Source organism: Streptomyces sp. SID3343 (genome assembly GCF_009865215.1).
Lineage (GTDB): Bacteria > Actinomycetota > Actinomycetes > Streptomycetales > Streptomycetaceae > Embleya.
Map to the genome: position 1 here is coordinate 35,087 of NZ_WWJX01001420.1, position 14,904 is coordinate 49,990.

Annotated in this window: 6 protein-coding genes and 1 pseudogene; 6 read left to right on the plus strand and 1 reads right to left on the minus strand. The window is 69.3% G+C overall.

Features of this window, described 5'->3' with window-relative positions:
- The first annotated feature begins 16 nt into the window (after positions 1-16).
- From drmA to GT354_RS45005, 4 genes are all read left to right on the plus strand, one after another.
- Positions 17-3,850 carry a DISARM system helicase DrmA gene (drmA, locus tag GT354_RS44990; protein WP_161363105.1) on the plus strand — a complete coding sequence of 1,278 codons (3,834 nt, stop codon included), beginning with the start codon at positions 17-19 and terminating at the stop codon, positions 3,848-3,850.
- Positions 3,847-5,754, plus strand: coding sequence for a DUF1998 domain-containing protein (locus tag GT354_RS44995; RefSeq protein WP_161363108.1), 1,908 nt, complete (start codon positions 3,847-3,849; stop codon positions 5,752-5,754). The genes drmA and GT354_RS44995 overlap by 4 nt, the downstream gene beginning before the upstream one ends.
- Entirely contained in the window at positions 5,751-6,524 is a 774-nt protein-coding gene (gene drmC / locus GT354_RS45000) for a DISARM system phospholipase D-like protein DrmC (RefSeq protein WP_161363110.1), read from the plus strand. The genes GT354_RS44995 and drmC overlap by 4 nt, the downstream gene beginning before the upstream one ends.
- Before the next feature lie 223 nt (positions 6,525-6,747).
- The gene (locus GT354_RS45005; protein WP_161363113.1) at positions 6,748-12,327 is read left to right on the plus strand and encodes a DUF4011 domain-containing protein; all 5,580 of its coding nucleotides are present in this window, start codon (positions 6,748-6,750) and stop codon (positions 12,325-12,327) included.
- Positions 12,328-12,439: 112 nt separating this feature from the next.
- Here the strand turns inward: GT354_RS45005 and GT354_RS45010 are convergent, their stop codons facing one another.
- Complete coding sequence (locus tag GT354_RS45010; protein WP_161363124.1) at positions 12,440-12,943, minus strand: MarR family transcriptional regulator; 504 nt, start codon at positions 12,941-12,943, stop codon at positions 12,440-12,442.
- Positions 12,944-13,164: 221 nt separating this feature from the next.
- Between GT354_RS45010 and GT354_RS45015 the strand changes: the two genes are divergently transcribed.
- The gene (locus GT354_RS45015) at positions 13,165-14,091 is read left to right on the plus strand and encodes an ABC transporter ATP-binding protein (protein ID WP_161363115.1); all 927 of its coding nucleotides are present in this window, start codon (positions 13,165-13,167) and stop codon (positions 14,089-14,091) included.
- A pseudogene (locus GT354_RS45020) lies at positions 14,088-14,904 on the plus strand (ABC transporter permease); the annotation flags it as partial. The gene GT354_RS45015 and the pseudogene GT354_RS45020, both read left to right, overlap by 4 nt.

The window sequence follows — 14,904 nt, forward strand, 5'->3', positions numbered from 1 at the left end:
AGGGAACCTTTCGCCCATGCCCCAGCCGCCCGCCGTGTCCGCCGGCGGATCGTCCGCCCTCCCGCCCCACCCGTTCGACGACGTCCCACAGGCTTTCACCCCGGGCACCTCGCACACGGTGCGCGACGGACTCCAGGACTTCATCGAGCGCGACCTGCTCGGCCCGTGGGACGGCGAGACGGAGGAACTGCGGAAGTCCGCCGGCCCCCGCGACCGATATCTGGTCGGGATGCTCGGCCCCAAGCCCGCACCGTCCAAGCCGGGTGACGTGGCCCGGGATGCCGCCCAGGCGGGCGAGGCGGAGCCGGAAGGGGAAGGCGACGCGCACGAGGCGGAGCTGATCGAGCAGGTCACCCCGCACGCGGCCGGGCGGATCTGGGCCTCCTCGATGGGGTTGTCCTTCGTCGTCCCGGCCGCCATCGGCACGCTGACGGTCGAGGTGACCTGGGGCCGCTACGACCGCAGCGAGGCGTTGACCGAGGCGGGCCTCGCGGAGCGTATCTGGGCTCGCGAGCCGTTTTCCCAGGTATGTGACATCAACGTCGCGGCAGCCGGCGACAAGCAGCCGTGCTACCTCGAAGGCGACGAGAGCAGCCCGCACGTCAAGCTCAACGTGCACGTGCGCGAGCGGGCCGCCGGCCCCGGCGGCGAGGAACTCCGCGTCGTCGAGGTCGCCCTCGTCAACGCGCTGGAGGACTCGGCCGAACTTCGCGACCGAAACTGGTTGTTCCAGACCCGGTTGGAGGTGAACGCCTTCCCGGACGCGTCCGCGGCGGTGTTTTTGCCGATCGACGACCCGATGGCCCCGCACGGGGTGACGGGCGCCCCCGAGGACCCCGAAGAGAGGCGGCTGCGCCTGCTGTATCGCGACGAGCTTCGGCATGCGATCGGGCGCAACGTCGCTGTGCACACGGACGTTCGCCCCGGGGAGCGACGCGCGCATCGGCTCACCACCACGTGGCTGCCTGCCTACGACGTCCCGATGACCACCGCGCCCACCATCGAGCAGCAGACGCTCCTTGAGGGCCTGGAACTGTCCATGGACGACCTCGCCGAGCTGGCCGTGCCGGCCCGGCGTGGTGAGCTCGCCACCGCTTTGCTGCCGTTGGCCGAGGGGTACGGCCGTTGGCTGGTCGAACAGCGCGCCCGAGCCGCCGAGTTGCCCGAGGACCTGGGCAAGTGCGCCGACGTGGCGATCGACCACGCCGACGAAATCCGGCTGCGTATCGGCGCCGGCATCGAGGTCTTGACCAACGACCCGATCGCCCTCGAAGCGTTCCGTTTCGCCAACCGGACCATGGCGTTGCAACGACGCAACACCGCGATCGCCGAGCTTCGTGCCGCGGCCGAGGACGGTTCGGTGTCCTACGACCGAGCCAAGGCCGTCGTCGACGAACGCGGCAAGGCTGCGGCGACGTGGCGGCCCTTCCAGCTCGCCTTCGTACTCCTCAACCTCCAGTCCCTGACCGAGCCGACCCACCCGCATCGGGGTACCGGTCACAAGGCCCTGGTCGACCTGCTGTTCTTCCCGACGGGTGGCGGCAAGACCGAGGCCTATCTCGGCCTCGCCGCCTACACGTTCGCGCTGCGTCGCTTGCAGGGGACCATCGGTACCGGGCTCGATGCGCGCCGCGGTGACGACGGCGTGGGCGTGCTGATGCGCTACACGCTGCGGCTCCTCACCGCTCAACAGTTCCAGCGAGCAGCCGCCCTCGTGTGTGCCGCCGAAGTGCTGCGTCGAGAGGCATACGCGCAGGGTGACACCCGCTGGGGCCGGGTACCCTTCCGGATCGGCCTGTGGGTGGGCGGCACCGTCTCGCCGAATCGGTTCGAGGAGGCGCAGGAACAGATCGCGATGGCGAAGGAGAGCGGCGACGGCCGCTACGCCGGCGTCATCCAGGTGGCGAGCTGCCCGTGGTGCGGGGAACCCATCCGGCCACAGAAGGACGTCGTGGCGGACGAGGACCGTCGGCGGATCCTGGTCTACTGCCCGCGCGGTGAAGGAGCAGACGTCTGCCCGTTCGCGAAGAAGGGGTTCGCGGAGAAGCCCGAAGCCGTCGACACTCCGGGCTTTCGGCCGGGCCTGCCGGTGGTCACCGTGGACGAGGAGATCTACCGGCTCGTTCCGAGCCTGCTCATCGCCACTGTGGACAAACTCGCGCAGCTTCCCTCGAACGGGGCGGCGGGCCTGCTCTTCGGCGATACGACCACGCTGTGCCCACGGCACGGTTACCGGCACGAAGACCTCGACGCGCAGGCCAAGTGCGGCAGCCGCCATCTGCGCAAGGGCTCGCTCCCGGCCGTCACTTCCCTGGGCGTGGGCGCGGTGCGCCCACCGGATCTGATCATCCAGGACGAGCTGCACCTGATCTCGGGCGCGCTCGGCACGATCGTCGGCCTTTTCGAGGCGGCCGTGGACCAGTTGTGCAGTTGGCCCGTCGTCACCGCCGATGGCAGCAGGCATCTCGTCGGCCCCAAGATCATCGCGTCCACGGCAACCACGAAGCGCGCGGCCGAACAGGTGCGCGGCGTCTTCGGGCGTGACGTCGCGGTGTTCCCGCCGCAGGTCGTCGACCACACCGACACCTTCTTCTCCCGGCAGGTGCCGGTCACCGAAGCCACTCCGGGACGGCGCTACCTCGGCGTGTGTGCCCACGGCACCCGGCTCAAGTCCGCCGAGATCCGCCTCGCGGAGATCCTGTTGCGGGCCGGGCAGCAGCAATTCGACACGTACGGAGCCCCGGCGGATCCCTACATGACCCTGGTCGGCTACTTCAACGCGACCCGCGAACTCGCCGGTATGCGGCGCTATCTCGACGACGACGTGACAACCCGGCTTCGGCACAATCCCCATCGGGACAGCAGCCGGCTCGCGGATCGGATTCCCACGAAGAGCGGGATGTTGATCATCGAGGAACTGACCTCACGGATCTCGTCGAACCAGATCGGCGCGGCGCTGACCCGGTTGCAGGGCAGGTTCGATCCCGAACGCGACACCAGCCTGCGGGCCAGGGCAATCGGCACCGAAGTCGGTCACGCGTTGGGCAGCAAGCCACCACGCGTGCCCCGCATCGGCAACAAGCGCGTCCCGCCCGTCGACGTCGTGCTCGCCACGTCGATGCTGCAAGTGGGCGTGGACGTCCCCCGGTTCGGGCTGATGCTGGTCGTCGGACAGCCGAAGAACACCGCCGAATACATCCAGGCGTCCTCCCGAGTCGGCCGTGACACGGCCCGTCCCGGTCTGGTTGTCACGCTCTACAACTGGTCGCGCCCGCGCGACCTCGCGCACTTCGAGGACTTCGAGCACTATCACGCGACGTTCTACCGCCAGGTGGAAGCGTTGTCCGTGACGCCGTTCACGCGCAGGGCCCTCGACCGCGGGACGACAGCCACATACGTCACCGCCCTACGGCACGCACAGCACACGCACTCCCGCAACACCGACGCGCAGGACCTGGACTTGGACGGCGAGGAGGCCCGACAGGTCGAGGCTCGATTGCTGGACCGCGCCGAGGCCGTCGGAGGCACGACTGCGCGCGATTACCTGGACGAGCGCATCCGGGCACTGAAGGACCTGTGGCGCCAACGACGCGAGGGCAGCGCAAAGCTCGGGTTCCGCTCCGGTAGCAAGAGCAAGAAGAGTGACGAACTCGTGGTGGGGCTGTTGCGTCCGGCGAACGGATCGCGCTGGGATTCGCTGACGGTCCCGCAGTCCATGCGCGAGACGGAGAACGAAATCAATTTGCTGCTGCCCGGCAGTGACGGATTCGGCTCGATGGCCGGTCCCAGCCCGCAATGGGACTTCAGCGCCGCCCAGGCAAGTCGAGAGACCGAGGAGAGCCCGGCATGAACGACGACTACTTTCCCCGCGTCGGCGCCGCGCGGCCGAGTCACCTCATGTTCTCGGGTGGGGTCGGCGCCTTGGTCGATCTGCCGAACTTCTCCGTCCTCGTCCGAGGCCTGGAATCGTGGAACTACACCGGGCTGACCGGGAACTACCTGGTCGACGAGCCGCGACTGCGCGAGGCCGTCAACCGGGCGCTGCGCCGATACACCCCCGGGGAGAAGGTCACCGAGCTGCGCTCGGCGCCGTGGGCGGACGGTGGTGACAGCAACCCGAAGGGCATCGAGGCCCAACGGATCGGCGTTCCCGTCATGCCCTTTCCCCAGTGGTTGCGGTGTACTGCCTGCAATGAACTGGCGGGCATCGACGCGGGCACGTTCAAGTTCGTCAACCAGAACCCGCGTACACCGCACGAGGCCAAGTTCATTCACGACTGCAAGCCGAAGGCTCGGCGCAAGCCCCTCGCCGTCGCGGCGCGCTTCACGCTCGTGTGTACCGACGGCCATCTCGACGAGTTCCCGTACCAGGCGTTCGTTCACCACGGTGGCGTCTGCCCCGAGGTGCCGCGACCGCGGATGCGGATGATCGACCACGGCGGCAATCAAGCCGCGAACGTGACGATCAGGTGCCTTGCGTGCCCGGCGACACGCAACATCCGTGAGGCCATGGGCGAGGCAGGGCAACGGAATCTGCCCGCGTGTCGGGGCCGGCACCCGCACCTGGGGACGTTCGCGGCCGGTGGCTGCGGACTCGCGGCGATCGTCCTCGTGGCGGGCGCGTCCAATCAGTGGTTCCCGATCACGCTCAACGCCCTTGCGCTGCCGCCTTCCAAGACGGAGGACATCCACCGGGTCGTCGAGGAGCGGTGGACCGAGCTCCAGATGATCACCAACGCGGTCATCCATACCGCGATGTCACAGTCTCCGTCGTACCGCTATCTGGAGCAGTACGACGCCGCCGAACTGATCGCGGCCGTCAACGCCCGGCATGCCGGTGTCGTCGTCGCTGCCGGCCCCACGGACGCCAGAGTCGACCTGCTCACGCCCGAGTGGGATCTGTTCACGTGCAAGCAACTTCCCCAGCCCACCGAGGACTTCGCGCTGGTGGAAGCCGCCGTCCCCACAGCGCTCCAGGGCCTTTTCGCGGACGTTCGACAGGTCGAGCGGTTGCGCGAAGCGCGCGCGCTGATCGGTTTCACGCGCTTGGATGCTCCGGATCCGGAAGACCCGGCGCTGGTCAAGCAGGTCGAGCTGAGTTCACGTCCGCGCAACTGGGTACCGGCGAGTGAGGTGCGGGGAGAGGGAATCTTTTTGCGCGTACAGGACGAGTTGATGGCCGATTGGGTGGCACACGCCGAACAGTCCGACGTACTGGCCGGGCACCGCAGGGCCTATGTCCAGTTCCGCACCAACCGCCACTCGGACCGCCTGGCCGGGGACTTCGACCCGATGAAGCACTGGCCGGGCGCACGCTACATCGCTCTGCACACCCTGTCCCACCTGCTGATCCGCACGATCGCGCTGGAGTGCGGCTACAACTCCGCCAGCCTCGCCGAGCGCATCTATGCGGGCGACGACGACGATCCCCGAACCGGAATCCTGCTGTACACGGCGGTACCGGACGCGGAGGGCACGCTCGGCGGGCTCGTTTCGCTCGCGGAGAAGGCGCACTTCGAGCGGATCGTGCGACGGGCACTGACCGATGCCCGACACTGCTCGCAAGATCCGTTGTGTTCCGAACGCTTGCCGCAGGCGCCCTACGACTACCTGCACGGGGCGGCGTGCCACGTCTGCCTGTTCCTGTCCGAGACGACATGTGAGCGCGGCAACCGCTTCCTCGACCGCCGGTTCCTCGTGCCGCTCGACGACGATCCCAAGTTGCTGCTCACGCCGGCCGAACTGGTCTCGTGAGCCGGCGCGAATTCGAGTCCGCCGCGGCCTCGATCGTCGATGCGTTGGGCCCCACCAGGGCCAAGGACCTGGTGGGGCTGCTCGCTCGCGAGCGCAGCCGCGAGTATGTGTTGACGACCATGCACGTCCCGGCAGCGCAGGAACTATTGACCGTGTTCCTCGACGCCAAGGACCGAGCCGGCGTGGCCGACCAGGAGGCCGCCGCCTATGTGCGCGGCTACATCGCCGGCTGGACTCGGCATCGGGATGCGGTGAGCGTACAAACGGTGTGGAGCGGGCCGCCCACGGCCGGGGTTCCGGTGCGGGCCACCGCCCAGGTTCTCGTCGAGGTGGTGCACGAGGCCACCGAGGAATTCGTGGCGATGACCTATTCGGCACGCGTTTATGGGCCACTGGTGAGCGCCTTGCGTGCTGCTGTCGCGCGGGGGGTTCGGGTGGACGTGGTGGTGGAGACCCACGCCGGCGCGGGCGGTCTGTTGTCCGGCCCCGAACCGGCGCGTGCTTTCGCCGGCGTTGCCGGGGTCCGAATCTGGCACTGGCCCAAGGAGCAACGTTCGGCTCCCGGCGCTCGGCAGCACGCGAAGATCGCCGTCGCCGACGGACGGGTGCTCTTCCTGGGCAGTGCCAATCTCACCGCGTCGGGAGCAAGCCGCAACATGGAGGCCGGGCTCGTCGTACGAGGTGGCACTGCACCGCAGCGAGCGTTGGAGCATGTCCGCGAACTCCAGCGCCGAGGGCTTCTGCAACGATTCACCGACTCGGGCAGTTGACCCACGACGACTGCGGTCGACAGTGGTGCGGCCCATCCGGATCCGGTCACTCCGCCACCGGTCTGCTCGGCTGAGTCTGCGTCAGTTCCCCTTTGCCTCAAGTCCGTTGCTCACCCGGTAGCAGCCGACTGGCTCACGTGTCACGACCACACGTGGATAGGCTCTGCGCACTTTCGGTCCCGATCACTTGCTAGACGGATCATCGCGATTGGAGCACGACCACATGACTGCTCGTCACCGGGCGGCGAAAGGCGACCGTGCGCGGTTGGCCATGCTGGTGGACTCCTGGCGGGAGTCGCTGATCGATCTCAGTTTCCGCAACCGGCTCCTCAACTACCAGCGCCGGGCGACGTCGGTGGGCATGGATGTGTCGGATCCCGGGGTGCTCGACCTCCTGGAGGCGTTGGGCCGCGGTTGCCTGTTCGCCGCGATACCGGACGCCGACGCGCCCTCCGCCCCTCGCACGGTGGCCCTTGCCAAACCGGCCGGGGATCAGCGGGGTGGCCGCCCCATCGACACCCCCGCGTCGCGTTCCGGCGTCGGGCGCGGAGGGCCCTCGGTCGAGTTGGTGACGTCCAAGACCTCGCAGGTCGAGCTGGAACGGCACCTGCGCCGCCTGGCGTCGGTCACTCGCGAGAAGTTCAACGATTACGGCTTGTGGGTGCTGCACCTGGGCGTCGGTTTCGTGGACTGGACTCCTGCGGCTTCGGCGGAGAAGGCGTTCAGCTCGCCGTTGGTCATGGTTCCGGTCGTACTGGAGCGCCGCCGTGGTGGGAACGGTGTCTACGTGCTCAAGGCGCAGGCCGGCGAGGAGCCGACGCTCAATCCGGCGCTGAAGATCAAGATGGACGAACTCGGCGTCGATTGGCCGCGAGACGAGCAGGTGGAACTCGCCCATGTCCCCGACCTGATCAACCGAATACGGCGGGCCGTGGGGACCGGGCGCAGGGGTTGGAAAGTCACCGATCGGGTCGTCCTGGACACGTTCAATTCCAGCAAGGAAGTGATGTACAACGACCTGACGGACAATATGGATCGCATCCTCGACAGCGACCTGGTCCGCGCGGTCGGTTTGGGTCCCGCGTCCGGAGTGTCGCCGGGTACGTTCGCGTTCACGCCCGCGGACCCGAGTCGCATCGACATCCTCCAGCCTCCCGAACAGGCGCCGCTGGTGCTGGATGCGGACACGTCGCAACGCCAGTGCGTCGCGGCCGCCCTCGACGGCCGCAGTTTCGTGATGGACGGCCCGCCGGGCACGGGCAAGAGTCAGACCATCACCAACATCATCGCGGGCCTGTTGGAGCAGGGCCGCACCGTGCTGTTCGTCAGCGAAAAGGCGGCGGCCCTCGATGTGGTGCGCAATCGCCTGCGCGATGTCGGACTGGACGACTTCGTGCTCGCGCTGCACAGCAACAGCGCGGGCCGCAAGCAGGTGGCGCAGGAACTCGGCCGAGCTTTCTCGGCCGACCGGCGCACCGTGTCCGCGGGCGCCACGGTGGAAGTCGCCCGGGCCCGGGAACTGCGCGAGGAACTGTCGGGCTACGCGGACGCGATGAACGACATCGACCCGCACTTGGGCAGTTCGTTGCACGATGTGCTCGGCAGGATCGCCCTGCTCGACGGCGACGACCTGCTGCCCGCGGATCGCGCGTTCGACGCGGCACACCTGACGGCGGCGGCCCTGGACGAAATCCTCGACGCGGCGGGTCGAGTGGCCCGCTCGTGGCGGCCGGCCCTGGAAGGACGGGAGTTCGCGTGGTACGGCCTCACCGCCAAGGGTGATCCGCTGCGCTCGCTGGACCTGGCCCGCGAAAGTCTGCGACGCCTGAACGGCGCCCTGGGCCCGCACCGGACATTGTTGTCCGCGCTCGGGTGGGAGGGTGTGGGCAACGCGGCCCGGCTCGTCGAGCTCTTGGGTACAGCCGAGCGCAGGCCCGATCTGCCCAGGCATTGGTTGACCGCGGATCAGGCCGAACTGGTCTCCCGGGTCGACGAGTTCTGGTTCCGTTGGGCCGCGCTCGCGCCGGCCGAGGCGCGCGCGGCCGGCCTCCTCGGAGCGGACTGGATCCGGCTTCCGGAAGGGCCCACGTCGGAACCGGACACGGCCGAGACGGCGTTGGCCGACCTCGTCCCCAAGGGTCTCCATCCGACGGCCCTTACCGCGCCGGAAGCCCAACGCATCGCGGACGCCCTCGACGCCGACGCGAACACCCTCACTCAGGCCGCGCAATCGCTCGCGGGCGTGGCCGGCCTGTACGGGTTGCCGGCCCCGACGACCTACGCCGACGCGTTGCGGCTCAACGAGGTCACCGAGTTCTCCTCCCGGCCCGACCACGCCAAGCCGCTGCCCGGTTGGCTCTCCCCCGTAGGCGCCGTGCAGGTCCGCACCGCCGTGGACGCACTGCGCGGCGTCACGGTCGGTGTGCGATCCGCCCGCGCCAAAGCCGGCTCGCAGTTCACCGAAAAGGTGCTGGAGGAACCGGAATTGGAGTCGGTGGCCGAGCGTTTCGCGACGGTACACCGCTCGTTCATGGGACGAATGTCGGGTGCCTGTCGCAGTGACCGCAAGCTCGTCCGCGGGTTGCTCCCCGACGGCCGCAAGTGCTCCCGCGCGGTCGTGGCCGCGCTGCCGGACGCAGTGGCCTGGCAGCGGGCCCAGCGCGAGTTCGAGGCCACGGCCCACCGGTATCGCGACCTCTTGGGTCCGTATTGGCGGGGCGAGGACACCGACTTCCCCGCCCTGGAAGCCGCCGCCGCACGCGGTGCGCGGATCGTTGCGCTCGCCCCGGTGGTCCTCGACCCGGCTGCACTCGCCCGCGAGGTGGCGCGCGGTGGCGCCCCGCGCGAGGCGGCCCGCCTCATCACCGAGACGACGACCGCCGCATTGACCGCCTGGAACGCTTCGCTCGTCTTCCCGCCGACGCCCGGTCCGACGTTCGAGCTGGCGTCGATCGGCCTGCTTTCGGCCGCCGCGTGGAGCCGCGCGCACGTGGAGCCGCTGCGGACCGCGGAGCGGCTGATTCGAGTCGTCGCCGAGACGGCCTCCCCGACGGCCGTTCCTCCCGGGGGCAGTTGGACCTTGGGGACGGCGCGCGACGCGATTCGCGCGGTGCACGCCGCCCGCGCGGTCGTCGCCGCGTTCACCGCGACGGCCGACCGCGACCGGGCACTTTTGGGGAACCTCTACACGGGCAGGGCCACCGACCGGGCGGCGGTATCGGCCGCCCTGCGCTGGAACCTGGATCTTCGGCGCGCCTGCGGGCTCACCGCGGCCGGTGCGCCCACGGATGCCGTCGCGGACCGGCTGTACGCAGCCGGCACCGACGAGGAGTTGGCGAACGCGCAGCGGTCCTGGTGGGCGGACGCGGGCGCCTTGGCCGCGATGTTTCGCCCCGAACGCGCGGCCGAGGTGAGTGCGTACCTGTTCCTGGACGCGAAGTCGGCCGGGCTGACGCTCCAACGGCTGAACGACGATCGCAGTGGCCCGAGCGAATGGCACGCCTACTACCGGGGTCGGTGGGTGCTGGACGAGAAGCATCTCGGTGACCTCGTGGACCGCGCGGTACGCAACGCGATCCCGCACGACCGATTCGAGGGACTGGTCGAGCGATCCGCTTTGCACGCTTGGGCGGATGGGCGCTTGGACCGCGATCCGCGGCTGGGCATGTCGCGGTCCGGCGATCGCGATGCGGCCGTCGTGCGTTTCCAGGCGGTCGACACCGCCTTGGCCGAGCATGCCAGGGCGCGGATCGTCCGGATCTGTGACGGACGCCGACCGCGTTCCGCGACGACCGAGGCGGCCGTGCTGATTCATCGGCAAGGGGAGCTCAAAAGCCGACACAAGCGGGTGCGCGACCTCTTGGACCAAGGCCGACAGGTCGTCCGGCTGATCAAGCCGTGCTTCATGATGAGCCCGCTGACAGTCAGTCGATTCCTGCCGCCCGACCTGACCTTCGACGTCGTGATCTTCGACGAGGCGTCCCAGGTTTTGCCGCAGGACGCGGTCAACTCCATCTACCGGGGCAAGGCATTGATCGTCGCGGGAGACCAGAAACAGCTCCCACCCACGACGTTCTTCAGCTCCGCCGGTGGCGACGAGGAAGACCAGGAAGACGAGGAGACACCGGAACGCTTCGAGTCGCTCCTGGACCTGTGCAAGGCGAGCGGCCTGATCCCGAGCCTGTCCCTGCGCTGGCACTACCGCAGCCGTCACGAAGACCTGATCGCCTTCAGCAACCGCGAGTTCTACGGCGAGTCGATGACCACCTTCCCCGGCGCGCACGCCGAGGGTGACGACGTGGGTGTCGCCTTCTTCCATGCCGCCGAGGGCGTGTATCGCTCGGGTGCGGCGGCCCGCAACAACCCGGGCGAGGCCGCGGCGGTCGCTGAACGCGTCATCCGGCACTTCAGCACGCGCAAGGGCAAATCGCTGGGTGTGGTGGCGCTTTCGCAGCAACAGGCCCTGGCCATCCAGGACGCGGTCGACGTGGCCCGACGCGGGCGACCGGACTTGGACGACTGCTTCTCCGAGGGCCGACTCGACGGATTCTTCGTCAAGAACCTGGAGACCGTGCAGGGTGACGAGCGCGACGTCATGATCATGTCCGTCGGCTACGGTCCCGACGCCTACGGCAAGTTCTCGATGAACTTCGGCCCGATGAACAAGGCCGACGGGTGGCGCCGGCTCAACGTCGCGGCCACTCGGGCGCGGTTTCGGATGGAGGTCGTCGCGTCGTTCGATCCCGACGAGATGCGCCTCACCGACAGCCGCGGCCTGCGGCACTTCCACAACTACCTGCGCTACGTGCGAAGCGGTCACGCGGTGCTCGCCCACGAACCGGACGACGCGAACGCCGGGCCGGAAAGCCCGTTCGAGGAATCGGTGCTCGCCGTGCTGCGCGGGTGGGGCTACGACGTACAGCCCCAGGTCGGAGTCGCCCGCTACCGCATCGACCTCGGCATCCGGCACCCGCAGCGGCCCGGGTTGTACGTCCTGGGCGTGGAGTGCGACGGCGCGATGTACCACTCGTCCAAGGCCGCCCGCGAGCGCGACCGGCTGCGCGAGAGCGTGCTGAGCGGACTCGGTTGGCGGCTGTACCGCATCTGGGGCACCGACTGGTATCGCGACCGAAGCACCGCCGAGGCACGACTTCGAGCCGCCGTCGAGGCTGCGGTCCGCACCGCTCCGGCGCCTGCCGGAGCGGCATCGCCGGTGGTCCCCACCGAGTCGACGCCGGCGCCGCCTCGCACAGCCGCGAAGCCTCCCGTGTCCTCGGGCGCGACTCGCCCGGAGCGGCCGACCGCCCGCGCGGCCAACCCACAGGCCGGGAAAGCGACTCCCGCCGCTTACCCCATCCACACCCTTGGCCACACCGCTCGGGAACGAGTGCAGCATGAACTGCGGCAGATCCAGGCTGCGTTGACCGGCCCCGCGCTCGACGACTCCGCAGCGGATGCCCGGGTTCGCGCGGACAACCGGCGGCGCCGGGAACGGCTGCGACCGCAGTTGGAGGAACGAGCGGCCTTTCTGCGGGAACTCGTCGACAACGTGCCTGCCGCCGGCCGCACCACGGGGACCGCGCCGTTGGTCGCCCCGGGCCGACTCGTCAGCCTGATCTTCGGGGACGAGGCCGAGGAGTTCGAGATCTCGTCTCAGCAACCGATGTCGCACGACACCCAGGCACTCAGTCCGTTCACCCCACTCGGCGCTGCCCTGCTGTGGCGCCAAGCCGGCACCTCGGTGGAATATGCCGACGGATCAGGCACGACACGCACGGTCCGGATCAGGAGCGTCCGGGACTGACCGCCCACCGGTGCTTCAGCGGCCGGTCACAGTGAGGTCGGCGAACGTCTCGGCGTTTCGACGGGCAGGCAGTTTGCGAGAAGTCGGCTCTGTGGTGCCCCCTCGCGCGGCCTCACGGCGTGCGGCCGGGGTGGTTCGTCTGTGCCTCGGCGGCTTCCTGGCGTAGCCGCCAGCGTTCCATGATGCCGATCAGTTCCTCTTGCAGGAAGGCGAAGAACTCGGCCGACTGTTCGGCTCGCACACCCGCGGGGGTGTCCGGGCCGAGGACGCGCGCGCCCTCGCGCAGCGTCTTCTCGAAGCGGTCCAGGAACTTGTCGCGGCTGGCGTACATCTCGAACCAGAGCTCGTTGTGCAGCCGGTAGCGGTCGCGCCGCGAACCGGGCTCGCGCTCGCGGTTGACCATGTGGATCTGGGCCAGGTAGGCGATCGCGCCCGACACCGCGGCCGGGCTGATGCGTAGGCTCTCGGCGAGTTCGGCCGACGTGAGCGCGGCCGAGTCGGACGCGAGCAGGGCGCTGAACACGCGTGAGCTCATCCGTTGCATGCCGGCTTCGGTCAGTTCGGCGGCGAAGCGTTCCACGAAGCGGGACACGGCCTCCCGGTCGCGCGCGGGCACGTCCTGATCCGGTGGGGTCGGATCGCCCGGGGCGGGGTCGGGGCGGGTCGGGTCGAGCCCGTCGCCGTGCGCCTTGGCCTGGTCACGCGGGGTCGCGTCGGGTGCCGCCGCAGAGCGGTCGGCGGGGGAATCGATCTTTCCGGTCACCGTCTCATCATCCCTCATACTTCTTATGATTTCTTAACTTCACAAATTTCTGAAACCAGCGTAGTTTACCGGTCATGAATACGGCCATCTCCGTGTCCGGTCTGCACAAGTCCTTCGGGCACACTCACGCCCTCGACGGCCTCGACCTGACCGTCACCACCGGCGAGGTACACGGCTTCCTGGGCCCCAACGGCGCCGGCAAGTCGACCGCGATCCGGGTCCTGCTCGGCCTGCTGCGCGCCGACCGGGGCGAGGTGCGCATGCTCGACGCCGACCCCTGGCACGACGCGGTCGACCTGCACCGGCGCGTCGCCTACGTACCGGGAGACGTCACCCTGTGGCGCAATCTCAGCGGCGGCGAAGTGATCGACCTGTACGGCAGGTTACGCGGCGGTTTGGACGCCGCACGGCGGGCCGATCTGCTGGAACGGTTCGAGCTCGACCCGACCAAAAAGGGCCGGGCCTACTCCAAGGGCAATCGGCAAAAGGTCGCCCTGGTGGCCGCGTTCGCGTCCGACGTCGACGTGCTGATCCTGGACGAGCCCACGTCGGGTCTGGACCCGCTGATGGAGGAGGTCTTCCGCGAGTGCGTCCGCGAGGAGCACGATCGCGGCCGTACCGTGTTGTTGTCGAGCCACATCCTCGACGAGGTCGAGGCGCTGTGCGAACGGGTCAGCATCATCCGCAAGGGCCGCACCGTCGAGTCCGGCAGCCTCGCCGATCTGCGTCACCTCAGCCGTACCACGGTCCGCGCCGAACTCGACCGGCCCGCCTCGGGCCTGGCCGGCCTGCCGGGCGTGCACGACCTGGACGCGCGCGAGCGACACATCGCGCTGCAGGTCGACAACGAGCACCTCGACGCGGTCCTGCGGGTGCTGTCCGAGGCGGGCGTGCGCAGCCTCTCCAGCAGTCCGCCGACCCTGGAGGAGCTGTTCATGCGGCACTACCAGGACGACTCCACGACGGCCGAGACCCAGCCGAGCGAGGCGACGTCGCGATGACCGCCGTACTGGAGGCCGCACCCGCCGCCACGCGCCCACGCACCGGGTCGCGCGACCTCGCGGGCACCGGCATCCTGCTCCGTCTGGCGCTGCGCCGAGACCGCGTACTGCTGCCGTCGTGGCTGCTCGGCCTGGTCGTCATGGTGGCGAGTGTCGAGAACTCGCTGCACAAGGTGTACAAAACGGCCGCCGAGCGCGCCGACGTGGCCAAGGACACGAACGCCGGTTCGTCGATGCGGGCACTGTACGGGCCGATCTTCGACGACTCCTACGGCGGCCTGACCATGTGGCGCGTCGGCGGCTACGTCGCCCTTCTGGCCGCGATCATGAGCGCGCTCGTGGTCGTGCGGCACACCCGCGAGGAGGAGGAGACGGGCCGTCAGGAGGCGTTGTCCTCCGGCATGGTGGGCCGGCGCGCGCCGCTCACCGCCGCACTCGTGACGGTGGGCATCGCCAACGCGATCGTGTTCGTGCTGTACACCGCGCTCTTGATCAAGGCCGACCAACCGGCCGCCGGCTCGGCCGCGTTCGGCGCGGGCGTCGCGCTCACCGGGGCCGCCTTCGGCGCGCTCACCGCCGTGGTTGCCCAGGTCACCGAGAACACCCGGGTGGCCAAGGGCAGCGCGATCACGCTCGTGGGCCTCTCGTTCGTACTGCGCGGCGCGGGCAACGCGGCCTCGGCCACGGGCGATCACGCGCTGGTGTGGATGTCCCCGTTGGGCTGGCCCCAGCAGGCACGGCCGTTCGCCGACGAACGCTGGTGGGTCCTGCTCCTGCCGATCGCGCTGACCGCCGCCGGCGTCGCCGTGGCCT

Excerpts from the sequence above, each read along its gene's own strand:
- drmA (WP_161363105.1), top strand. The coding sequence starts at position 17 with ATGCCCCAGCCGCCCGCCGTGTCCGCCGGCGGATCGTCCGCCCTCCCG.
- GT354_RS44995 (WP_161363108.1), top strand. The coding sequence starts at position 3,847 with ATGAACGACGACTACTTTCCCCGCGTCGGCGCCGCGCGGCCGAGTCAC.
- GT354_RS45005 (WP_161363113.1), top strand. The coding sequence starts at position 6,748 with ATGACTGCTCGTCACCGGGCGGCGAAAGGCGACCGTGCGCGGTTGGCC.
- GT354_RS45015 (WP_161363115.1), top strand. The coding sequence starts at position 13,165 with ATGAATACGGCCATCTCCGTGTCCGGTCTGCACAAGTCCTTCGGGCAC.